The 23,956-nt window shown below is 47.1% G+C and carries 17 protein-coding genes and 1 pseudogene; 8 read left to right on the forward strand and 10 right to left on the reverse strand.

Going from position 1 to position 23,956, the window contains the following annotated elements:
- Positions 1 to 91: 91 nt before the first annotated feature.
- From ACE1CD_RS26005 to ACE1CD_RS26025, 5 genes and pseudogenes are all read right to left on the reverse strand, one after another.
- Positions 92 to 3,448, reverse strand: a complete 3,357-nt coding sequence (locus tag ACE1CD_RS26005; RefSeq protein ID WP_374826773.1) for a GAF domain-containing protein — start codon at positions 3,446 to 3,448, stop codon at positions 92 to 94.
- A gap of 10 nt (positions 3,449 to 3,458) precedes the next feature.
- A pseudogene (locus ACE1CD_RS26010) lies at positions 3,459 to 3,527 on the reverse strand (hypothetical protein); the annotation flags it as partial.
- Positions 3,528 to 3,741: 214 nt separating this feature from the next.
- On the reverse strand, positions 3,742 to 4,308 hold the full coding sequence (locus ACE1CD_RS26015; protein WP_374826718.1) for a chemotaxis protein CheW: 567 nt from the start codon (positions 4,306 to 4,308) through the stop codon (positions 3,742 to 3,744).
- A gap of 122 nt (positions 4,309 to 4,430) precedes the next feature.
- Positions 4,431 to 4,793, reverse strand: a complete 363-nt coding sequence (locus tag ACE1CD_RS26020) for a response regulator transcription factor (protein ID WP_374792933.1) — start codon at positions 4,791 to 4,793, stop codon at positions 4,431 to 4,433.
- Positions 4,794 to 4,889: 96 nt separating this feature from the next.
- Positions 4,890 to 6,179 (reverse strand): response regulator, encoded by a 1,290-nt coding sequence (locus ACE1CD_RS26025; protein ID WP_374826719.1) that lies wholly within the window; start codon positions 6,177 to 6,179, stop codon positions 4,890 to 4,892.
- 635 nt (positions 6,180 to 6,814) lie between these two features.
- On the opposite strand from ACE1CD_RS26025, the gene ACE1CD_RS26030 reads away from it, so the two are divergent.
- Positions 6,815 to 6,973 (forward strand): hypothetical protein, encoded by a 159-nt coding sequence (locus tag ACE1CD_RS26030; protein WP_374826721.1) that lies wholly within the window; start codon positions 6,815 to 6,817, stop codon positions 6,971 to 6,973.
- On the opposite strand, the gene ACE1CD_RS26035 is transcribed toward ACE1CD_RS26030, so the two are convergent.
- Positions 6,957 to 9,230: an ATP-dependent helicase gene (locus ACE1CD_RS26035; protein WP_374826722.1), complete on the reverse strand. Its 2,274-nt coding sequence runs from the start codon at positions 9,228 to 9,230 to the stop codon at positions 6,957 to 6,959. The genes ACE1CD_RS26030 and ACE1CD_RS26035 overlap by 17 nt on opposite strands.
- A gap of 93 nt (positions 9,231 to 9,323) precedes the next feature.
- Here ACE1CD_RS26035 and ACE1CD_RS26040 point away from each other — a divergent pair, with 93 nt between their 5' ends.
- Both ACE1CD_RS26040 and ACE1CD_RS26045 read left to right on the forward strand, forming a co-directional pair.
- A complete protein-coding gene (locus ACE1CD_RS26040) occupies positions 9,324 to 10,712 on the forward strand; it encodes a serine/threonine protein kinase (protein WP_374792940.1) in 1,389 nt (462 codons plus the stop codon).
- Positions 10,709 to 12,379 (forward strand): glycosyltransferase family 39 protein, encoded by a 1,671-nt coding sequence (locus ACE1CD_RS26045; protein ID WP_374826723.1) that lies wholly within the window; start codon positions 10,709 to 10,711, stop codon positions 12,377 to 12,379. Before ACE1CD_RS26040 ends, ACE1CD_RS26045 begins: the two co-directional genes overlap by 4 nt.
- Positions 12,380 to 12,499: 120 nt before the next feature.
- Here the strand turns inward: ACE1CD_RS26045 and ACE1CD_RS26050 are convergent, their stop codons facing one another.
- Positions 12,500 to 13,594 carry a RuBisCO accumulation factor 1 gene (locus tag ACE1CD_RS26050; RefSeq protein ID WP_374792944.1) on the reverse strand — a complete coding sequence of 365 codons (1,095 nt, stop codon included), beginning with the start codon at positions 13,592 to 13,594 and terminating at the stop codon, positions 12,500 to 12,502.
- 133 nt (positions 13,595 to 13,727) lie between these two features.
- Here ACE1CD_RS26050 and ACE1CD_RS26055 point away from each other — a divergent pair, with 133 nt between their 5' ends.
- From ACE1CD_RS26055 to ACE1CD_RS26075, 5 genes are all read left to right on the forward strand, one after another.
- Positions 13,728 to 13,994, forward strand: coding sequence for a zinc ribbon domain-containing protein (locus ACE1CD_RS26055; RefSeq protein WP_374792946.1), 267 nt, complete (start codon positions 13,728 to 13,730; stop codon positions 13,992 to 13,994).
- 10 nt (positions 13,995 to 14,004) lie between these two features.
- The gene (locus ACE1CD_RS26060; protein ID WP_374793446.1) at positions 14,005 to 14,952 is read left to right on the forward strand and encodes a response regulator; all 948 of its coding nucleotides are present in this window, start codon (positions 14,005 to 14,007) and stop codon (positions 14,950 to 14,952) included.
- Between the two features lie 103 nt (positions 14,953 to 15,055).
- Positions 15,056 to 15,760, forward strand: a complete 705-nt coding sequence (gene ubiE, locus ACE1CD_RS26065) for a bifunctional demethylmenaquinone methyltransferase/2-methoxy-6-polyprenyl-1,4-benzoquinol methylase UbiE (RefSeq protein ID WP_374792948.1) — start codon at positions 15,056 to 15,058, stop codon at positions 15,758 to 15,760.
- 116 nt (positions 15,761 to 15,876) lie between these two features.
- Positions 15,877 to 17,106, forward strand: coding sequence for a DUF445 domain-containing protein (locus ACE1CD_RS26070; protein WP_374792950.1), 1,230 nt, complete (start codon positions 15,877 to 15,879; stop codon positions 17,104 to 17,106).
- A 116-nt stretch (positions 17,107 to 17,222) separates the two neighbouring features.
- Complete coding sequence (locus ACE1CD_RS26075; protein WP_374826724.1) at positions 17,223 to 21,419, forward strand: AAA family ATPase; 4,197 nt, start codon at positions 17,223 to 17,225, stop codon at positions 21,417 to 21,419.
- Position 21,420: 1 nt separating this feature from the next.
- Here the strand turns inward: ACE1CD_RS26075 and rsgA are convergent, their stop codons facing one another.
- Genes rsgA through dnaJ form a run of 3 tightly spaced genes read right to left on the reverse strand, consistent with a single transcriptional unit; the run spans position 21,421 to position 23,908 of the window.
- Positions 21,421 to 22,524, reverse strand: a complete 1,104-nt coding sequence (gene rsgA, locus ACE1CD_RS26080; RefSeq protein WP_374792954.1) for a small ribosomal subunit biogenesis GTPase RsgA — start codon at positions 22,522 to 22,524, stop codon at positions 21,421 to 21,423.
- On the reverse strand, positions 22,521 to 22,778 hold the full coding sequence (locus tag ACE1CD_RS26085) for a sulfurtransferase TusA family protein (protein WP_374792956.1): 258 nt from the start codon (positions 22,776 to 22,778) through the stop codon (positions 22,521 to 22,523). The genes rsgA and ACE1CD_RS26085 overlap by 4 nt, the downstream gene beginning before the upstream one ends.
- Positions 22,775 to 23,908 (reverse strand): molecular chaperone DnaJ, encoded by a 1,134-nt coding sequence (gene dnaJ / locus ACE1CD_RS26090; protein ID WP_374792958.1) that lies wholly within the window; start codon positions 23,906 to 23,908, stop codon positions 22,775 to 22,777. The genes ACE1CD_RS26085 and dnaJ overlap by 4 nt, the downstream gene beginning before the upstream one ends.
- Between the last annotated feature and the right edge of the window lie 48 nt (positions 23,909 to 23,956).

The following is a 23,956-nucleotide window of genomic DNA, read 5'->3' on the forward strand; positions in this document are numbered from 1 at the left end:
TTAGATTTTAGATTTTTCGCTCGATACCTAAATTTATCGTTAATTGACAAATCTGCCAATAATCCAAAATCCAAAATCCAAAATCTAAAATTTAGCTGACTTTAAATCTGCCGACACTAGCCTGCAACTCTTCTGCCATTGCTACTAACTCTTTGAACGAAGCAGAAATATTCAGAGAATCCTCAGAAGTTTTGTTAGCGATCGCCGCCACACTCGTCATCGTTGCTGTCACCGATTGCGATTGTTGAGTTTGCAGCTGAGTTGCTTGGGTAATCTTTTCCACCAACTGCTGAATTTGTGCCGTAGCGCTCACAATTGCATTCAAACTTTGACGAGTTTCATTCACCAGATGAGTACCTTGCACCACCTGTTGAATACCAGTGTCCATCGCCACCACAACTTCACCAGTTTCTGCTTGAATTTCCTGCACCAACTGCTCGATTTCAGTAGTTGCTGTCGCCGATTGACGCGCCAAACTGCGTACTTCATCCGCTACCACAGCAAATCCCTTACCGTATTCTCCCGCTCTCGTAGCTTCGATCGCCGCATTCAAAGCCAACAAGTTAGTTTGTGTAGCCAAATCGCGAATCAAATTCACCGCTTTGGAGATTTTTTGCGATGATTCGCTCAAACGTTTAATTTTCTTACCTGTTGTCGCCACAGTCTCGCGAATGGTGATAATTTCTTCCACCGTGCGGTTCATCGCGGCATCGCCTTGCCGTACAGTTTGGTTAGCTTGCTGTACCGCAACTTCCACTTGTTGCGCGTTTGTTGACACTGCTTGGGTAGAATCTACCATCGCCTTCACTTGTTGAAGCGCCTGGGTAAGTTGCTTAAACTGATGCTGCGCTTGCTGAGACAACTCTCCAATAGACACGCCGCTAACTTGAGAAGTATGTTGCACTTTTCCAGTGGCAGTTTGCACCTGCACGAGGATTTTGCGTAAGCTCTGGATGATGTTATTGTAAGCATCTGCGATCGTACCCACTTCATCAGTTGTAATGGGAACCCGCACCGTCAAATCGCCCTTCAAAGTCGGCTGAATCGCGCTCAACAACTGAATTGCTCGTTGTTGCAACTGCTCTTTTGCTTCTTTCTCCCGTTTCGCCGCCGCCGCTAATTGCTCGGATTGCTCCTTCACTTGTTCCACATATTTCGCTTGTCGCAAAGCCACACCCATTTGGATACCCACTTGCGCCAGCAAATTCACTTCTGCATCTTCCCAGTGACGCACATCGGAATGTTGATAAGCAGCTAGCAAACCCCAAAGCGTATCGCCAAGAAAAATCGGCACAATAATATAAGCTTTGATTTCAAAATGCTGCAACATTTCTACGTGACAGCGCGAAAGACCGATCTTAGTGACATCGTGAGCTTTGGAATAAATATCCTCAACGGCAAACCTTTCATTTTTACGATAGCGACCGCCTTGAGTTTCTTGCAAGTGGCTATCTTCCCAAACAGTTGTGATGTCCGGGCCTACCCATTTTGTCCAGCTACCGCCTACCGATTCGGCGATGAAAATACCACTCCAATCCGGTTGGAATTGATAAACTGCTACGCGATCGCAATTCAGCAACTGACGCATTTCTTGTGTAGTCGTCCTGAAGATCGCATTCACATCTAGCGACTGCCGAATCTTGTCAATAACTTTAGTTAGCGTTTGCTCCCGTTGTGCGATTTCGGTCAGTTTTTCCGATTTTTTATGCAATTCTTTGAGACTGTCACTTTGCAAAAAAGCTACTCCCAATTGGGTGCCAATCTGAGTCAGCAAATTTATCTCAGATTCTTCCCAATGACGAGAACCTGTATTTTGATACGCACCTAACAAACCCCAAAGCGTTTCCCCCGCAAAAATCGGCACAAGCACATAAGCTTTAGCTTCAAATTGCTCTAAAAGTTCCACGTAGCAATCTGGAAAACCCGCTTTGGAGACATCATTAACTACAAAATTGTGGCGTTCGTGGCGATGACCTCCACGAGTTTGCTGTAAATAGCTATCCGTAACTCGGAATTTTACTCCCTTTCGTTGTAGTGTGCCGCCATAATCAACAATATCGTCTACGTAGTGGTTATCATCTGAATGGTTGTTGAGTAAAGATGTCCAGCCAGTAGCGACTGATTCGGCTACGAAAGTACCGCCCCAATTGGCATTAAAGCGATAAACTACTACTCGGTCTGCATTCAGCAAGCGTCTGATTTGTTGAGTAGTTGCTTTAAAAGTTGTGTCGATATCTTGGGAGTGCTGAATCTTATCGGCGATCGATTGTCCAACTTTACCGATAATCTGAATAAAGTTTTTCTCCCGTTCCGCTACAACTGCTAACTGCTCGGATTTATCTTTCAGTTGTTGCAGGTAGTTAGCTTGTCCCAAGGCAACCCCAAACTGAGCGGCAATTCGCTTAGCAAAATCAATTTCATGAGTTTGCCATTCACGCGGGCCATTGCACTGGTGAACGCAGAGCAATCCCCACAGTTCATCTTTGTCGATCAGGGGCACAATTAAGTTAGCTCGGATTTGAAATTGCGCGAGTAATTCGACGTGGCATTCGGACATTCCCGAATTGTGGATATCTGCAACTGCTTGGATGCGACCCTGGCGATATTGAGAAGCAAAGTTTTGTCCGAATAAGTGGTCTCGGACTTTCAATCCCACTGTAGAAGTATAGCTTGGCAATACATCTTCGGAGATAAATTCTCCTTCGTCAAAGCCTTGTTCGGGGAAGAAACGAAATACAGCCACGCGATCCGCATTTAGTAACTGTCGAACTTCCCGACTCGTTGCTTTGAATAAGCTGTCCAACTCCTGAGATTGCCGGATACGTGCGATTATTTTATTCAACGTTTGTTCTTGTTCTACTTGGCGTTGCAGCTGCAAGCGGAACTCATAGGGTTGCAGGAGATGGGCAAGTTCTGTGCCTATTTGATAAACTAAGTTGATTTCTGTTTCCAGCCAATGACGCGGTGAATTGCATTGTTGAACTACTAGCAAACCCCAGACTTTTTCATCCATCAGCAGGGGTACGCTCAAACTTGCTTTTACTTGCAGATTTTCCCGCAACTGCATTTGAGAAAGGGTAATCTCGCTAGCAGAAATGTCGTCAATTGCCACAACTTGCTGAGTTAAATAATCTGTGGCTTTTTCGGCTCCAAAACTACCACTGGCAAGACTTTGGCCCAAAGATGGCGTCAATTCTCGATCGATCGCCTCCGCTACGACTACACCAAAGCTATCGCCGTTGAAGCGATAGATCAGTACCCGATCTGCTTGCAGGCTTTTACGTACTTCGATAACAGCCGTTTTCAGCTTGGCATCCCAGTCTTTAATTTGGCGAATTCCAGATGCGATCGCAAATACTTTCTCTCTTTCATTTTTAAATTGTGCCTGCACGGCTGCATCCCAAGTGGCTTTAAATTTGTGTTCCACGTTAGCCACTAGACTTTCCATTCGCAGCACTTTATTTTGGATGTCCGGAGTTTTCCATACTACTGTCTTTTCTAAGTCCGATTTTAAACTTCCGAATGCTGTAGCAATTATTTTTATAGGCGAGCTACCGTTTCCCTGGTTTCGTTCGCCTTTGTTCCCATTATTCTCTTGTTCGTTCTGGTTTGTTTGGTAGTACGCAGTCATCGATTCAACCTCTGTAATCTTTAATGAATTAGCAATGTAGCGACCAATTAAATTGCAAATCTCAGATTGATAATTTTAAATCTTATTTTGATTTAATTTTTTCCTGAAATTTACAATTCGCCATTAATTCTGTGCATTTGCCAAAGGGGAGCCTGTGCGATCGCCTCCCCATTCAGTACCATCAAAACTTCGCTATTTTCGGTAATTAAATAACCTTGCAAATAGGGCATTACTTCTGGAGCAAATAATCCCATAGAAGGAACTTGCATTTGTTGGCTATCGTGCAATTCGATATCGTTTATTTGGGGAACGACTAATCCGAGAGATCGATCGTTAACTTGGATAGCGATCGTCATGAGATCCCCTCCAACTCCCCCTTTACCAGCAGAAGGTTCCCACAAGGTCGGAAATCCCACCAGCTGACCGATATCCACTAACCACAACATCTCGCCGCGCCAGTTATAAATACCCAAAACGCAAATAGGCATTTGAGGAACTGGCAGAATTTCAGACCCAGGTACTCGCATCACTTGATAGATAATGTTAAGAGGTAGCAAAGCTTTACCCTCTGTTCCTAGCTGAAAGCGTAAAAACTTTTCATCCTCTGATGAACTTGGGGCTTTGGGAGGAGAAGCAACGCGAGCAAGTGCAGAACCTTTTTTTACAGAATCAATCATAATTTTTGTTAGTTGGGCATTGGGCATCTGTCATCGGTCATCGGTCTCGGTCTCGAGCGAACATTTTCTCGATCGCATTCTTTTTTTTTGACTTTTGACTTTTGACTTTTGACTTTTAATGACTACTTAATTAGTTGTCTAATTGTACGCAGCAGTTCTGTCTCCTCTACCGGTTTTGGCAAGTAGGCGTCCGCACCCAACATATTGGCCCACATTTTGTCCACATCAGTATCTTTTGTGGAACAAATGACTACTGGGATTTCGCTAGTGTGCGGGTCTGTTTTAATTTCTCGGCACAGTTCAAACCCACTTTGACCCGGCAGGACTACATCAAGAATGATCAAGTTTGGCTTGTGCGAATGCAGTTTTTCCTGAGCTTCTTCACCGCTGTTAGCACTAACCACAGCTAAGCCTGCCTGTTGTAGGTAATAAGTCATGAGTTTCATGTCTGTCAAGCTATCTTCAACTACTAATACTGTGGCCATATACTCCTCTCAAATCGGGAAAAGGTGACACGAAATCGATCTTGGTCATCGGTCATGAGAAACCAACTCAGGCTCCTGACAAATGACATCGAACATTTAAGAAGTTTGATAGCGTAATAATTGAGGCTCAGACTCTGACACTGGTGAAGAGTTCAAATGTTTCCGTAGGGCTGCCAGTACTTTGTTAGCTACTACCGGTTTAGACAAAAAGTCAGTTGCTCCCACCATTTTGGCGCGAACTCGATCGACTATCCCGTCATTGCCCGTAAGAATAATCACAGGTGTGTTTTTAAAAGATGAAATTCTGCGAATTTGGGCGCAAATTTCGTAGCCGTTGGCAACTGGCATTACCAAGTCCAGAAAAATTACATCTGGCTTGTGTTGCAGCAGCAATGGCAAAGCTTGCATGGAATCTTTGATACTCAAAAATTTATAGCTAGCTTTAAGGAGAATATCCTCCATTATTTGGCAATCCAGCGTACTATCCTCCACATATGCCACTAAAGGTCTTGATGGTATTGAAACTGTCGGTGGTGGGGGTGACGGCGGTGAGGATAAAGGTTTGGCTATTGGTATTTGCTGCGGGGGTGCCGTGGGAGGAATTTCTGTTTCGCCTCTGCTTTGTGCGGTTTGTGGGGGTGGATCTGTGGCGGTTGTGCCCGGTTTGGGCAAGTCCGCAATTTCCACGAGTCCGATGATTTTTTTTCGGATATAAGGGGTGAGCGATCGCACTAGCGTTAGTAAATCTTGCTTAACAAGAATCGCCAAATCTCGCAGACTTCTTTTTCCATCAATCACCTTCACCAGCGTTTGGTAAACGCGAGGGGAAGCCAACTTTTGCAGTTCATCCGCTTGTTTCAGCACAGGCGCTAAATTGGGCGATAAATTCACCAAACCAACACTTCGCCAAGTTTCCCAAGCTTGTTGGGACTCTTGCAAAGCTTGGGCTGGGCTAATTAGGGTTAGCGACGCATCTAAAACTTCTTCTTGAGTACAAGTGTAAGTCAGTTGTTCTTTTTCTTGTTGCTGTATAATATCGAATAATACTTCTGCTACAGCACTCTTGATCGCAGCTACAGCCTGTTCTCCGGCAATTTTCTGCCTCTTCACCAACACGGTTAAAATTTGATACTCCCAGTATCTGGTTATATCTGTCTCTCTGAGGCGAATGCTGTTTGGTGCTATCTGGGGAAAATACTGATTCAGATACCTGTACCACCGCCTGTGCGGATGTACTCCCCCAGCAGCCCAGACAAGGCGACCAAGGCAAAAGTAAAGGCTCCAAGTCGTCGATCCCTGTACATCAAGCCTCCCACTGAACTGCCTCTGGCTGTAAGTTTGTATTTGGTCGCTCAGCTTGTCAATCGCTAAATCGTTGGTAGTCATCCTGGTTCCTTAGCGGCATTTTCAAAGAATTTCTGCGATCTGGATTACATATCTATATCTTACTTTTGATGGGTGTTAAAAAACTAAATTTTATAATTCTTAAAAAAATCTTAACAAAAAACAATGCAATCTGGAAACTAACAAATCCCCTTACCGTTATTTCTCCAGAGCATGACATCAAATTTATTGTTAAATCTAAGTACTAACCCTGAAAAAATAAGTTTTTAGCACTGTATTAACTCTGGCTACATCCAAAATCCACTCAGCTATAGCCCAGCCCAAAAAAATAGCCGCAATTTCCTTCAACAAACTGTAGTTTGTCAACGTTTCTTAACGATGTCCGCTTCCCCACCCCGCTCAGATCGCCGATTTGGTTCAGTCATCAGGGTGTAGTGAAGTCTTGGTAGCCAGTTGTGAGTTTAAAAAAAGCCCTCAATAGAGATATTCTTATATTATCGCTTATTTTCTGAATTGGAAACGAGCATTTTACCTAAATAGGACATTGTTATGGCAGCTAACAAGATTGGTAAATGATTTCTACTGTCAAGTAATTTATCAATCAAATTGACAAAAAATTTTGGATCGGGTTTTTGCGTTATGAACAGTTTTAATGCTTGATTTACGCCACTTTCTGCATGGCGAAGTACTTAGCTAAAGTTAGGGCCAATCCCGATCCTGTTCCTCAATCTGTTCCGAAACATCATATGGGATTGACTTTACTTGCATTTAGTGGTATTGGTACGAGTGCGGTACTGAAACGCAAACAGAAACGCTTGTTCAACTCGACACCATAGACAAAGAAACAATCGATCGCGGAAATCTACTCTTTAACACCGGAATCACCGGACAAGGCAACTGCTCCTGCAAATTCTCCGGCTTACTCCAAGTAAAAGGCGCTTGTTTGGCAGCAGACATCCACAGCAAACGCTTCCCCCGCGTCATCGCTACGTAGAGAAGACGGAATTCTTCAGCTGTTTTCAAATATCCCGCCTTCTCCCAAGCTTCGGTAACTTCCGGTAAGGCAGATTCACCGTGAAGGCTGGCGCGAATTTGCGCCCGCGCCACCTCTGCTAAAGTAAAATCACCGAGAAACTGAGTCGGTGTCGGTATCCGCAGATTGCCGGGAATCATTGCCGCGTGCAAAAACGGGATAAAAACGTAATCCCAATCTAGCCCTTTCGCTTTGTGCATCGTGACGATCGTCAGTTTTCCAGGTTGAGTGTACTGGCTATCGTTGCCTTCCGTATCCACAGGTTCAAATCTTTCCGAACTGACAATTTCGCTGAGGGCATTGAGAGTACTCGGCATCGAATTGTCACCCGCAGTTTGTCGCACTACCCGTTCGGCTAATTTGTCAGCCGTGGCAAGTTCCGTTGGGTCATAATTTAAAGCTAAAGCTAGAAAAGTAATCAACTGGTAATGGGGCAACTCTATCCTGGCGCGAAGTAACTTGCTACAGAAACGACGCGCCTTCAGCACTTGTTCTGTCTGCGGTGGGTCGAGAGGGCCGGGATAAAGGAATTGTTCTGGTAAACTGGCAAGCGCGTTGAGGTCTTGCGGCGGAATTAACTGACGTTGTACCAGCACTTCTAAAGCAGCTTTTAAGTAGTCGGGAGAATGGGGTCGATCGACAAATTGCAGCAGAGATAAGATTTCTGCCGGCACTTTGGTGTAGAGAGTGTGCTGAACGACATCATATATATCTATGCGATCGCCAAACTCTTCTTTTAGTTGTTGATGAACAAATCGCCCTTGGTCATTTGTCCGCACTAACACTGCTGCCGATCGCTTCTCCGTGGGATACTGGGCGAATAACTCCAGCACTCGCTCACCGATTAACTTAACTGAGTGATGAACATCGCGAGGCGTGTAAATTTCCAATCCCCGACCGACTGGATCTGGGTTAGCATCCGGTTGCGGGTCATCCGCTGTCACGGGCAGAATTTTCTGAGGGCGAAAAGGTTGTTCTGTACCTGCCAACTGGGAAGTATTCACCCACTCAAGCACAAAATTAGCCGCATCGATCATAATCTGGCTGCTGCGACCGGCTCTATCCATTGTTGCCAGCAACCCATTTGATTCGCAATCAGAACAAAAACGACGAAAATAAATCGGATCGGCAGGAGTGAAGGTGGAGTTGATCGCTTGATTGGGGTCGCCAACGCGCACTAAATTCGGCGGTGCGTTGGGATTACTGGGGTCGGTGGCGAGAATTTCCAATAATTTAGTTTGTAAGGGAGAGGAATCTTGCGCTTCGTCTTCAAAAACGGCAAAAACTTGGTTTTGCCAGAGACGACGTATATTTTCGTTTTCCAATACTCGCAAAGCAGCGAGGATCATTTCGTCGTAGTCGATGAAATCGCGCGATCGCAATAAATCCTGATAATTCTCGTACAATCCCGCTGCGATCGCTAAAATTCCATAATCATCCCGCGTTTGTTCGCTCAATTCCCACAACTTTGCTGGCAAATAGCCGGAACTTTTTGCTTCGTGAATCACCGTTTGTGCTAAAGAAGGTAACACCTCTGTACGCAAAACCGACTGACGGCGCAACCGTTCCGTTTCCTCACCATCAAATTGCTGCCCTTCTACTAAAATTTGATAGCGACGGGGATTTGCGGCGATCCATCGCTCTACCGCAGCGCGAATCAAACGGTGACTGCGATCGGGCGTTACTACCGTTACGTTATTTAAATTTAAACCGGATAATTGGGGATGGCGGCTGGCAATATTCAGCGCTAAACCGTGTAACGTCTGGACAACAAAGCCTATTTGCGGTAATGACAAATCCTCTCGCAAATATCTGCGAATTTTAGCTTTGATATTGGCAGCAGCCGAACGGGTAAAAGTGACAACCACAAGTTGACGACGGCTATGCAGTTGGTTACGTGCGATCGCGATCGCCGCCGCACCCGCCATACCCGTAGATTTACCCGCACCGGGAACCGCAGAAACCGCCAGCGGCCCTTTTTGCCAATCTGCCATTTGGCGCTGTCCCGATCGCAGACGATCGCGAATCAGCTGCAAAGCCTGCTCTTTGTTGTGTGTCATTTGTTAAAAGTCAGTTGTCAGTTGTTTGAGGTCAGTGTCAGCTTCTGACCGCTGACATAAGATCGGAGTACAACCCACAGCATAATAAGCTTCATGGAACTGCTGCACCAGCCTCAAGATATCGTTGCCCAACGATATCGGATAATTGACATTTTAGGGCAAGGTGGAATGGGGACAACTTACGAGGCAGAAGATTTGGAAACTCGTAAGCGAGTGGCGATTAAAGCGCTGTCTCTCAACCGTATGGCTGACTGGAAAGTCTTAGAGCTGTTTGAAAGAGAAGCCAGCGTCCTTTCCCACCTCAACCATCCCGCCATTCCTCGTTATATAGATTATTTTCAGGTAGAAACAAACAATAACCAGTCTTTCTACCTAGTGCAAGAATTGGCAGAAGGGCGATCGCTCTTTTCTTTGGTGCAAAGCGGTTGGCACGCCACCGAAACCGAGGTGAGACAGCTAGCGGGTCAAATTTTAGATGTTTTGAGTTACCTACACGCACTTACACCACCAGTTATCCACCGCGATATCAAACCCCATAACATCATCAGAAGAGAAGACGGACAAATATTTTTAGTGGATTTTGGTTCGGTAAAAGCCACTTATCAGAATACAATTACTGGTGGCAGTACGGTTGTGGGTACCTACGGCTACATGGCACCAGAGCAATTTCGGGGCCAAGCTTTCGCCGCTACCGATCTCTACGGTTTGGGGGCAACTTTGCTGTTCGTTTTGACTCATCGATCGCCAGCCGAATTTCCTTCTCGTCAGCTGAAGATTAATTTCCGCTCTCAGTCACAATTTTCCTCGGAATTCGCGGACTGGTTGGACAAACTGCTGGAACCGGCAGTAGAAAATCGATTTTTATCAGCCAAAGAAGCACTTTCTGTGCTAAAAGGCAATGGCCTTCTCGTCCCCAAACTCCGCCGTCCCGCAGGTACTCGCGTTGCTTTGACAAAAACCGATAAGCTTTTGGTGGCAGAAATTCCCCGTCAGGGATGGCGATACTGGGATTTGTTCAATTTTGTGTCTGGATTGATGTGGCTGGCAATCTCATCTTTTCTGTTTTCTTTTTACCGCTTGGTTTTTTACAGTCCATTTTTCTGGCTGTTTCCGCTAGGGGCAATTCTTTTAGGAATGTTCGGTTTAGTAAAGCTGAAAGATTCGGTGTTTAAATTGCTGGGTCGCACAAAACTGGAAATTGACAGGCAAAACTTCCGACTGCGATGGTCGTTTCTGGGAGTGTTCTACCAAGTGCAGGGACGCACTCAGGATATCGATCGCGTAGAAGTGAGTAAATTTGTGTCTCCAGAGGATGAGCTGCTGGCCAAATTGAAAGGCCAAATACCTCGATCGGTGACAGCTTGCGCCTTCGTGGAAGGAGTTCGCACCCATCGTTTCGGTTTTTGGTTAACGCCGATCGAAAAAGACTGGTTGACGCAGGAAATAGCAGCTTTCGTGAAGAAACCTCTGTTACTGGGATGAAAATTTCTCGTCATTACCTGGGGTTGGCAATAGTTTTCGCGCTGGGAATTACTCTGAGATTTTGGCATCTCGATTTCAAACCTTTTTGGCTGGATGAAGTCATCACTGCTTTAATTACATTGGGACGATCCTACAGCGATGTGCCCGTAGAAGTGGTTTTTCCCATCAGCCGCTTGCCGGAAATATTTACTTTCAATTCAGCTGCTACTTGTCCGGATATTGCCCGCACCCTTGCTACTCAGTCTACTCATCCACCTCTGTTTTTTTGTCTGATGCACGCCTGGGTAGCAAAATTTGGCACTCAGTATTCAGAACTGAGGACAGAATTGCGATCGCTACCCGCTTTGTTTGGAGTGGGTGCGATCGCTGCCATATACTGCCTGAGTAGAGTTGCTTTTTCCCCGAAAGTTGGGTTAATGGCAGCAGCTTTAATGGCAGTTTCTCCCTTTGGCGTCTACATCTCCCAAGAAGCGCGTCATTACACTCTGCCTGTATTGCTGATAACTTTATCTTTGCTGGTACTGATTCAAATCCAGCAAGATATTCAACAACAAAAATTACGGCCAATAGTTTGGTTTAGTTGGGTAGCAATCAACACTACTGGCCTTTACGTTCACTACTTTTATATCCTTGCCTTACTCGCCGAGTTCGCTACTTTAATCGTTTTTTTACTCAAAAGGCCACAACTGAAAGCTTTTTTTCCCACCTTACCCATCATTCCACTGTTGGCAATGTTTTTGCCATTTGTCTTTTTCATACCCTGGCTACCGATATTAATAGGACATTTCGGGCGTCCGGAAACCAGTTGGTTACCCCCACCCCAAAATATTGCTCCTTTATACCAAACCATAGCCGCTTGGTTGCTGATGGTAATTGCACTGCCGGTAGAAAACCAGCCTCTGTGGATAGCAATTCCTGCCGGTTTGTTGATGATTGTATTTGGTGGGTGGTTGGGATGGCACGTTTTTCAGGGGATAAAGCAACTTTGGCAGAACAAAGAAACCCAGATGGCGACCCTAACTCTGGCAAGTTTCTCCTTTTTTGTACTGCTGGAATTATTGGCGATCGTCTATATTTTGGGTAAAGATATCACCATAGCACCTCGCTATAACTTTATCTATTATCCAGCTATCTGCGCTTTAATCGCAGCGGCACTTGTCAACAAGGAAAGTGAGAAATTTTCTAACTCAAAACTCTCTCCTACTCTCTTACTCGCTGGCATTCTCAGTTGTATTTTTGTCCTTTACGGTTTGGCTTTTCAAAAGCCGTACAATCCCCAGCAAGTGGCCCAAAATATGCTGCGGGAACCTAATGTTCCTCTCATGGTTGTGATGGGATATAACGATTCTCAGGATATTGCTTTGGGATTGAGTTTCGCTTTGGGAATCGATCGAATCTCAGCAAATCGATGTGAGGTAAATGCAAGTATTTGCCCGAAATTTGCTTTTTTCAAATTGTCTCCGGGATATGATTCAGTTTGGCAAAATTTATCTCAATTACCCACGCCACAAACACTACCCCTAAATTTGTGGATAGTTGCCCCCGGACTTAGACAGCGCGATTATCCATCGCAATTAGCACTTTCGAGTAAAAGCAATTGTGCGATCGATCCGTCTGAATACCACCGCATCGGTATTCCCTATCAACTTTATCGTTGTTATAGCTAGGGATTAGGGCGTCGGGAAAGTCAAAAGTCAAAAGTCAAAAGTCACTCATTAAGAATTTCTTCCCACTATTTCGTTCTCCCGCTCCCCCGCTCTTCCCCTAACCCCTAACCCCTTAAAAACCTATTCATCAATTTGCCAAACGTCCTTAGTAACATTTTCATCCAAAATTTTCTTAGGACGCAGCACCAGAACAACTCGTCCCAGCAGCGATTCTTCTGGCGAATCTTCAAACCAGTGAATTTGCAACTGCCCTTCTTGTTCGGCAATAAAATAATTATTACCATCCCATTGTCGATCGGCTCTATCTACAACTACAATCACTTCTTCGTGCAAATTATTGATTTGGTTAGGAAGTAGATTGCTATCGCACAAAATTGCGACGGGATCTTCTGCTTTGAGGATAACTTGCCAACCGGGTACGGGAACCCATGCCCCCGCCCCGGAAAACTTGACAACCCGAAAAGGCCCACTTTCCTCAATCAAAGGTACAGCTTTTAAGTCTTGAGTGGAGAGCGGGAATTTGCCAACTACAGGTAGGATGCGGGGCAATTCTTCCTCTGCTTCCAGTCGATAGATAGGCAAGCGAGGAGCGGGACGGCGCGGCACAACGTTAAAATCGGTCAGCAGCTTTTCGATTTGTTGCCTAGCAGAGTCGCTGCTCGCATATTTTAAGCCATTAGCGATGAGGCGCGATCGCTCTTGCAAGTCTGATTGTTCGCGGGCAAATTTCCAATACTGGTAGGCGAGGGCGTCGCCCGCACTATCTGTAAAACCGGGTGGCAAGGTACGCATCCGCGATATTTCTTTCATCGCTTTGGCTAATTCTTTTGCGGCTATCGAGTCAAGCTTTTGTGCCACGGCGAAGGTAGCGGCGGCGGCGCGTTCCGTTTGGGTGAGAATGCGAAATTCGTACAGACTATCGCTACCGGTACGTTGGAAGTGCGATCGCACCTCATCCGATACACCAACATTCACCATACTGGTGTAAACTTGTGACGCCACGATAACCTGATTCTGCTGGATCGGCTCAAACCCAGTCTCCTCAAAAATTTTCTGCGGATTGTAACCTGCCTTTTGCAATGTCTGGCAAGCTTGTCCCCAGAAAACCCAGGTGCCTTCTTTGCGCCGGAGGCTACGCAGTAAATCTTCAACTTCGCCAGTTGCGTTAGTTGGCTGCGGATGAGAGTTGGGAGCATCTGGTGTTAGATCGGTCATAATGGCAGAAGAAGAAAATAAACGATATATTTGTTAGAATTCCAGCTTTGGGTTCAACAGAAGCGATCGACTGGGGTTGCACCCATCTTTTTCAAATGTAAGACAAAATCAGCGAGTGGCTCAAAAAGCAGAAATGACCAATACAATTGTCATTACAGGTTCAGAAGTTTATACTTCTAAGACTTGTACCGAGTGTGGTCATATTCATCAATCCTTGGGTGGTGACAAGGTGTTTAAATGTCCATCTTGTAATCATACTTTGCCACGAGACATGAATGGTGCTTTGGGCTTTATGCTCAAAGCTTTGCGGGATACCGCCTTCACCATCCTTCAGATGGTGTTGCTATCGCTGCATTGTCCGGGAGTTTCCCGTACTGTGTCGCGTGAATGTATCAGTTGATTCAGATAGTATGGATAATGGCATTCCAGAGCTTGAGAGCATCCGGCGTCAACTTATGAGCTTAGAACGACGGAAAAAGCCCAAGATGCTGGTAGTTGACGATGAGCCAGATAACTTGGATCTGCTCTATCGCACCTTCCGGCGAGATTTCAACGTCCTCAAGGCAGAAAGCGGTGTTCATGCCTTGGAGGTGCTAGCAGTCGAGGGCGAAGTAGCTGTAATTATCTCCGATCAGCGAATGCCGGAGATGAAGGGAACTGAGTTCCTGAGCAAAACCGTGCCCCAATTTCCGGACACGGTACGAATTATATTGACGGGATTTACCGATATAGAAGATCTCGTAGATGCCATTAATTCCGGACAGGTGTACAAATACATCACCAAGCCCTGGGACCCCCTCGAACTAAAAGGAGTGGTACAACGGGCAACGGAGACATACGAACTTCTCAAACAACGAACAGAAGAGTTGCGTCGCGCCCAAGCCCAAACGGCTTTGCTTTACTCTGTTGTCCAGGTCGCCCAAGCAGCTTCTGGACTAGAAGATTTTCTGGAGCCAATAGCCGAGGCGTTTGGCGAAAATTTCCGGGCAGATGGCTGTATTTTGCAATTGGTGCAGGGCAATACTTTAGATTCTGGCCAAGGTATCTACAGCGCTGATGTCCCGGTGTCGAATTGGCTGGCCCAAGATCCTCTGGCCCAAGAAGCGATCGCCAGCAAGCAAATGCAGGTATCGGTGAATGTGCCTGCGGATACAAACTTATCTGGTGTAGAACACTACCCGGCATCCGGAGTTCAGGCACATTTAATTATCCCAATTACTTACCGATCTCAAGTGCTAGCCGTTTTGTCTCTGCAATGGAAACGTCCGTTGCAACTGCGAGAAGATGAAATTAAACTAATTCATCTATCAGCTCAACAGATTGCTCTAGCCCTATTAAGTACCCGCGCTGCTTTTTGAAACAACCAATTTTAGATTTTAGATCCTCGATTTTAGCTAAATGTCGGCATAGGTCAATCTAAAATCTAAAATCTGAAATCTAAAATTTAAAATCTCAAATCGGATGACCCTCAATAGTCGTGCCACTGAAATTCGCAATCTATTTGACCGCATTGCGCCGGTTTACGATTCGCTCAACGATTGGTTGAGTCTCGCCCAGCATCGCATTTGGAAGCAAATGGCCGTAAAGTGGAGCGAGCCCAGCCCTGGAGATATCTGTTTGGACTTGTGCTGCGGTAGCGGTGATATCAGTCTTATGCTGGCGCGTCAGGTGGGAAGTGCTGGAAAAGTGTTTGGCGTGGATTTTTCTTGCCAGCAGCTGGCGATCGCTTCTGAGCGCACCCAAAATTATTATCCGCCTCTCTCTGTTACCTGGGTAGAGGCAGACGCCCTCAATCTGCCTTTTCCCAATAACCATTTCGACTGCGCCACAATGGGTTATGGTTTGCGGAACGTCACCGATATCCCCGGCTGTCTGCAAGAGTTGCACCGCGTCCTCAAATTAGGTGCCAAAGCCGCCATTCTCGACTTCCACCGTCCCAGTAACCCCACTTTACGCAGTTTTCAGGAGTGGTATCTGGAAAACATTGTCGTCAATGCCGCCAAACATCTGGGGTTAACTGAAGAGTACGCTTACATTGCCCCCAGCTTAGACCAATTTCCGATCGGCTCAAAACAGGTGGAGTTGGCTCTTCAAGCCGGATTTGCCACCGCCACGCACTATCAAATTGCCAGTGGCATGATGGGTGTTTTAGTAATTGCAAAATAGAATAAAAGTAAGTGGGTAATCGGTAATGGGTAACTGGTAGTAGGTAGTGGCTATCTACTTGCTACTAATTGCCTATTACGTACTACCTAATAACAATTATCGATTTGCAAATAAAGTTGAATTTGTCCAACATCTGGCTTTACATTAGCCCTCCGATACTAGGTGCAATTATTGGCTATTTTACCAACGATATAGCCATTAATATGCTATTTCGTCCCTACCGACCTATTTACATAGGTAAGCGACGGCTACCTTTTACACCCGGTTTGATTCCTGCCAATCAAGAGCGACTGGCAAAGCGCATTTCTGACACGATCATGGGTTCCCTCCTGACGCCAGAAGAATTGCAAAACCTGGCGCGAAAGCTGCTGCAAACAGAGCGCGTTCAAGCGGGAATTCTGTGGCTGCTCAAGCTCGCGTTGGATCAACTTCAAGCCGATAAGGAACAAAAAACTGCCAAAGTTCTCGCTGGGATTCTACGCGATTTATTGGGGGAATCTTTGCCTCGTCTGCTTAAAGTTTTAGCGCGTCGCGAAGATTTTCTAGAAGTTCAAATAAACCAAATTTTTGACCAGGTTTTGTTGGAATTCCAACTGACGGAACAACAAGCAAGTCAGTTAGCAGATTGGCTGCTGCAAGTAGTGCTACCTCCAGATGTTTTGCGTCTGGCGTTGATTGATTTTTTGACCGATCGCAATATTCAAATTATTGATGAGGGCTTTCGCGAAAAAACCAGCGGCACTTATTGGGTGGTAGCAAATTTATTCGGTTTAAAAAATACCTTAACTCGCCTGCGAACTTATTGCTTAGATGAAAAAGAGGAAACAAATGCGCGTTTGCGGGAATTAATTCAATCTTTGGCAGTTAAAGAACGTTTGAGAGTATGGCTGCAAAATCTATCTTTGCAAAATTTGCCAGTTTCGACAGTGCGGCAATTGCGGAAAACGATGCGGGAAAGTATTCGCAGTTATATTCAAAATCGCGGTGCTGAATTACTCCAAGGATTAACTGGTTCTATCAACTGGGAAGAAACAGCTTTTTTAGTCCTCAAACGACTGCGAAATTCTGCCGTTGTGAATACTTCTTTGTCAGTTGTCAGCAACGAATTGGCTTTGGTTTTGGAGCGATATCTGGAACGAGATTTAGAAAAAATTATGGAGCAGGTAATTCCTATTTTGAATATAGACCGAGTTATTATTGAGCGGGTAAAAGCGACTTCGCCAAAAGATTTAGAAGCAGCCATTCAGGGAATTGTGAAAAGTGAATTACAGGCGATCGTTAATTTAGGAGGAATTTTAGGTTTTGTAGTGGGTTTATTGCAAACAGTCATACTTTTTCTTCAATAAAGCTTCTTTTTGCCCTCAATCCGTCGTTTGGCGAATTGTTTCTCATCTAGTCATGGCTCTAAACTGAATGTGGGCGAAAGATCTACATTCAGCCTGGTTTGGGCAAAAGAACCTCCATGACTCCATTCATCGAGATTCTCTCCAGTTACGTTCCCGCACACACCCTGCGTCGCGCCGAGGCCAACCCCACACCCCTTACCGCGCCAGTGCTGGAACGCTTTCCGGCGGCAGTTTTGTTTGCCGATATCTCCGGCTTTACTGCCCTAGCAGAAAAACTAACCCAACGCAGCCCAGCTGGGGTCGAGGAACTGACAAAGCACCTCAACGCCTATTTTGGCCAGCTGATTGCCTCGATCGCCTCTAGCGGCGGTGATGTCATCAAGTTTGCTGGCGATGCGCTGCTGGCCATCTGGCCAACCACCGACGAACCGCTAGATACAGTGACTCATCGCGCTGCACAGTGCAGTTTGGCGATTCTCACCGAACTGAACGATTATAGGGCAGATGATGTTTGCCTGAGCCTGCATATTGGCATGGCGGCGGGGGAAATAATCGGTTTGCACGTCGGTGGAGTCAAAGGGCGTTGGGAATTTCTGATTGCGGGAGAGCCCCTCGTCCAAATGGCCAGCGCAGAGGCTCATGCCAAACAAGGAGAAGTCTGTATCTCTCCTGAAGGCTGGGCGCTTATCCAAGACAAGTTCGAGGGAACTATCCTGGAATCGGGCGATGTGCGATTGGAAGCTGTGCGAGAGCCACTGCTACCCCGTCGAACTGAAGTGCCGATGGTATTGCCGGAAATGGTAGCGGCGCTGCGGGGCTATATTCCATTTGGCGTTTTAGAGCGCCTTGATGCGGGACAAACTCAGTGGCTAGCCGAACTCCGCAACGTGAGTGTGCTGTTCGTGCAAGCAAAAGGAATCGATTACACAGATGTTGAAGTCCTCGATCTCCTCCAACAGGCAATGCAGGCGATGCAGAGATGCGTGTATCGCTATGGAGGTACAATCCGGCAGTTGATCGTGGACGACAAAGGCAGCGTCCTCATCGCAGCGTTCGGGCTACCGCCGTTCGCCCACGAAGATAATGCCGTGCGAGCGGTGCAGGCAGCTGTCGCTATTCGCGACAACCTCTGGGAGCTTGGTTTGCCCAGTTCCATCGGTATCACCACTGGCTGGGTTTACTGCGGTAAGGTCGGCAGCGACGCACGCTGCGAATACGCGATGGTAGGGGATGTGGTGAATCTGGCGGCTCGATTGATGGTGAAGGCGTTCGATCGGGTGTGGTGCGATCGCGCCACGTATCAGGCAGCTCGCGGACGCCTTTATTTTGAAACCTGCCCACCCATTCAGGTGAAAGGCAAGGCGGAGCCAGTGCCTGTTTATCGCCCACTCGATCTGATGCAACTGACCGATAGTTCGCAAATGCCCGTCGTGGGGCGGATACAGGAACGGCAACTCTTGCTGGGTAAGCTTCGAGCTTTGCTAAAGGGTGCTAGTGGTGTCATGGTTCTAGAAGGCGAACCGGGCATTGGCAAATCGCGGTTGCTCAATTACCTCTGCTCGAGAGCCCGAAGGGTGGGGGTAACGGTATTGGTAGGTGCCGGTGACGAGATCGAAAAATCTACACCCTACTACGCTTGGCGTTCGGTCTTCAGTCAGTTGTTCGGTTTGGAGGCACTCACCGATTTGCAAGCGCGGCGCGATCGCGTTATGGCCTTCTTTTCATCGCAAGAGCATCTTTTGCCGTTTTACCCGTTGCTAGATGCGATATTACCCTTGGAATTGCCGGAAAATGAAATCACAGCCCAAATGAGCGCTAAAGTTCGGGCAGACAATACTTGCCAACTGTTAGTGCAACTGTTGCAAAAATCCGTCAAAGAATCGCCCGTACTTCTGATTCTCGATGATGCACAATGGTTGGACTCGATATCGTGGCTGTTATTACTTGCCGTTATCCAACAAGTTGGGCCTCTGCTGTTGGTTATGGCCACCCGTCCCGTGACCGGGACTAAGCCGCTCGAATACGATCGATTGCTTCAAATGCCCAATACCGAGTACCTGCGGTTGGAACCTCTCCCACCTGAAGATAGCCTAGCACTGGTGTGCCAGCGCTTAGGAGTGACAACTTTGCCGTCAGCAGCGGCCAAACTGATCGGAGATAAGGCTGAAGGCAATCCGTTTTTTAGCGAAGAACTGGCCTACGCCCTGCGCGATGCGGGCTCGATCGTCATTGTTGATGGGGAGTGCCGACTAGCCACCGATGTAGAAAACTTTAACACTTTCACTTGGCCGGATACTGTCGCGGGGGTCATCACCAGTCGCATCGATCGGCTCACCCCTTTGCAGGCGCTGACACTAAAAGTGGCTAGCGCGATCGGGCGTGTATTTGCGTTTCGCATTCTGCGGGACATTTACCCGATTGAGGCTGATAAAGAGCATCTGGCTGACTACCTTTACACTTTGGAAAAATTGGATATAACGCTACCGGAAACACCACAACCGAATTTGGCTTACATTTTCAAACACATCATTACCCAGGAGGTAACTTACAACACGATGCTGTTTTCCCAGCGTCGGCAGTTGCATTACGCTGTGGCTCAGTGGTACGAACAGAATTATGGTGATGATTTATCTTTGTTCTATCCAGTGTTAGCCCATCACTACAGCCTGGGGGTAAATATCGGTCACAGCCGAACGAAAGAAGTATCGAAGGCGATCGATTATTTGGAGAAAGCCGGGGAGCAAGCTTTGGCTAACTACGCCAATCAGGAAGCAGTGCGCTTTTTCAAGGATGCTCTGGCGCTGCACGATCGTACTGAGTCTAGCAGTAGCAAGCTCCTATGTCCGCTTCGCTACTCGATGAGAAACGGCTCGGATGGCGAGAGCGCTTTCTACCTCCGCCCAGCACGCTGGGAACGACAGTTAGGGGAAGCTTATTTGGGATTGGGCCAGTTAGCGGAAAGTCGGGAACATCTGAAGCGATCGTTGGTACTTTTGGGCTACCCGATGCCTCGCCACGGTGCTTTTTTGGTGACTCACCTGCTGTGCCAATTTCTCCAGCAAGCGACGCACCGTCTGGGATTTCTTCGTTTTCAGTCTTCATCTTTGGGGCTGCAAACTATTCTGCTAGAAACAGCAAGGGTCTTAGATCTGCTTGCAGAAGTTTACTACCACGCCAACGAGACGGTTGCATCGGTCTACGCAACGATGCACAACCTGAATGTGGCCGAACGTGCTGGGCCTTCGACTGAGTTAGCCCGCGCCTATGCCAATAGCTGCTTTGCTGCGACGGTGATGGCGCTGCACTCCCTGGCCCAGGAGTATAGCGATCGGGCTAGATCGATCGCCCAAAGCCAGGAGCGGGCAATGGCAGATGAAGCGCGGGTGTCGATCGTAATCAGCGTTTATAGTATCAGTGTCGGTCACTGGGATCGAGTCCGAGACGATCTTACTCGCGCTAGAGAGATTTGCGAACGCCTTGGAGATCGGCATCACTGGGGATATTGTTTGACGATTATGGCAAAGGCTGCCTACTTTCAGGGCAATTTCAATCTTGGGATCGAACTGTGGGCAGAAGTTTACGCAGCCGCTCGGCAACGTGGTGATATCTTACAGCAAGCTTGGGGACTTAACGGTCAAGCAGAAGGGCTATTGCGGTTGTTTGAGGTGGACAAAGCTGTGAGGTTGTTGGAAGAGTCTTTAAAGCTGTTCGCTCAAACTGTCGATCGCGTTTCGGTGCCTGCTACTTATGGGGTGTTGGCGATGGCACGTCTGTTGCGAGGGGAAGAGCAACTTGCTAGAGAAGCAGTTCTGGCAACGCAGGAACTCTTGATCCAATTACCGCTGCCCAATTCATATTATTTTATTGAAGGATACGCTGGTGTGGCCCAAGTTTACCTGGCTTTGTGGGAAAATAGTTGCTCTAGAGGCGCTAAGGATGAGTTAAAAGCACTCAAAGAATCAGCCTGCCGAGCCTGCAAAGCCTTAAACAAGTTTGCGCGAGCCTTTCCCATCGCTCAACCCCGTGGCTGGCTTTGTCAAGGTCTGTACGATTGGTTGACTGGCCACCACGCTCGCGCTCGCTCATCTTGGCACAAAAGTCTGGCTGTGGCCGAAAAGCTGGCGATGCCCTACGAGCAAGGATTGGCACATTATGAGATAGGACGACACGCAACTGGTTTCGATCGACAAAAACACTTGAAAAGTGCATCTGAATTGTTTACTCGGCTGGGTGCTGCTTTTGATTTAGCTCGCGTTCGAGCTGCTTTGGCAAAGGATGAAACTTTCGACCCATTAGCGATCGCGCTTGATTAAATTATATATCTGTGTCTTCTTCATACAACTCCTGTAACTTTTGTTGCTGAGTTTTTCGAGAAGTACGGCGATATTTTTTCGCTTCTAATCTGGGTTCGTATTTACTTTTACCTTTACCTTTAGTTTTCAATTTTAAAACCGCATCTGGATCGGCTTGTCGATCTAATTCCTCTTGATAAAGAATTGCCTCTTCTAACAATTCCAAATAATAGTCGTATCTTTCCCAATCTCCCCGCACAGCACAGTTCGGTTCATCCCGATGCAGACAATCGCTAAACTGACAGCTTGCAACTTCTAAACGCTTTTGTATTTCTGGAAAATATAAAGCTAACTCCTCTGGACTACAATCCAAATCTGGCTGGTTAAAACCTGGAGTATCTGCCAGCAATCCACCACCCGGTAATTCAAACAATTCTATATGGCGTGTCGTATGTCGTCCACGATTGAGTTTTCCCGAAACTTCTCCCACGCGCACGTTGACATTGGGGATTAAATAGTTTATGATGCTAGACTTACCTACGCCAGAAGGCCCAGCCAGAACGGTAATTCTATTATTTAGCTGCTGATACAGTTCATCTAAGCCTGTATTGCTGAAAATGCTGATAAATAGAGGTTGATAGCCCCACTGGGAGAGGCAATCGCGCCATTCCTCGCTCTCCTGCTCACTGACCAAATCGCTTTTATTCAGACACAAACAAACATCTAATTCTGTAGACTCTGCTTTGATCAGAAAACGAGTTAGTTGGTAAGGGTCTAGAGGAGGATCTGCCACGGCGAAAACAAGTACAATTTGATTGGCATTGGCGATCGGCGGACGGTCTAGTTCGGTTTGGCGGGGTAAAACTTCTGCGATCGCACCTCTGCCCCCACCCCAGTCCGGTTCTTCGATCTCCACTCGATCTCCCACCATCACAGCCACCCCGATTTTTTTCAGACGGGTACGGCGGGTGCAGAGTAAAGTGGTAAGCGAAGCATCATTCTGTTGAGAAGTTGTGCTGGAAGTATCTAAGCGCACCCAGTAATAATTTGCCTGTACCGCCAGCACAGTTCCCACCAGCGGTGAAACTGGTGATGACGCATTTGCTTGTGCGATCGCCAAACTCATGCTCGGTCTACAGGTCGTCGTACTAAAATGGCAAAGAAGCCGCTACGGTCTTCAATTTCTTCGATTTTATAACCTTCTATGAGCAGGCTGTGGGGAACCTGCTCGATCGGCTCGCCTGCATCTAGCCACACTTCCAACAAAGAACCAGGAGACATTTGCTCCAGGCGGAGTTTGGTACGTACAAAATTGATAGGACAAGGAGTACCGCGCAGGTCTAACTGCGCGTCAGGTGATGATAGGGCTGGGTTACTCATTTGTGGAAAATATTCCCAAAGAATCCTTCTATACCGCCTTTGCCAGTGCGATCGCCCCTAATTTTAGCCAATTTTTCCAAAAGTTCGCGTTCCTCTGGTGAGATGCGATTGGGAATTTCCACTTCGATCGTAATCAAATGATCGCCCCGACTTACCGGATTACCCAGCTTGGGTACACCTCGATTTTCCAACTTCAGAACCGTATTTGGCTGCGTGCCGGGAGGAATCGCCAGTTCTTCTGGCCCATCGACCGTATTTACCTCAATGCGACTGCCTAAAATTGCCTGCAAGTAGCTGATCTGAATTTGAGACAGAATGTTGATTCCATCTCGCTGAAACTCCGCATCTTCATTGACAAACAAGTAAACGTAGAGATCCCCCGGCGGGCCACCCCGCTGTCCCGCATCTCCTTCGCTGGCTACTCTCAAACGGGTGCCATCATCAACCCCGGCTGGAATAGTGATTTTCAGCTTCTTAGTGACTTGCTTTTGACCCCTGCCGTCACAGGATTCGCACTTATCTTCAATTACCTGTCCGGTACCGTTACAGCTAGGGCATACAGAAACTTGGGTAAAGCTGCCAAAGGGAGTCCGAGTCACGCGGCGAACTTGACCGGAACCGCTACAGGTTGAGCAAGTTCGCGGTCGAGTTCCCGGTTTAGCTCCCGACCCGCTGCATACTTCACAAGTTTCCAGATGGCTGATGCGGATTTCCTTTTCCCCACCAAAGACTGCTTCGCGGAATTCCAGCTTCAGATCCAAACGCAGGTCGTCTCCACGGGTCGCTCCACCAGGCCGTCGCCCAGTCCGAGTACCCCCCATTCCGCCAGCAAAGCCTGAGAAGAAGCTTTCAAAAATATCGGCAAAGCCACTCATGTCGCTCATATCTTGGAAGCCGGCTCCAGCCGCTGCTCCACTCACGCCTGCTTCGCCAAAGCGATCGTAGCGTGTACGCATTTCCGGCTCTGAAAGCACTTCGTAGGCACGATTGATTTCTTTAAAGCGCTCCTCAGCCCCGGGTTCTTTGTTGACGTCCGGGTGGTACTTCCGAGCTAGGCGACGGTAAGCTCGCTTGATTTCTTCTTTATCGGCGTTGCGAGTAACTCCGAGAATTTCATAGTAGTCGGCCATAGAGAGCGCTTTGCAGAGGAATTTAAAATTTACAGAGATATTGCAGCA

The organism is Aerosakkonema sp. BLCC-F183 (assembly GCF_041929145.1).
In the GTDB taxonomy this organism is placed as follows: Bacteria; Cyanobacteriota; Cyanobacteriia; order Cyanobacteriales; family Aerosakkonemataceae; genus Aerosakkonema.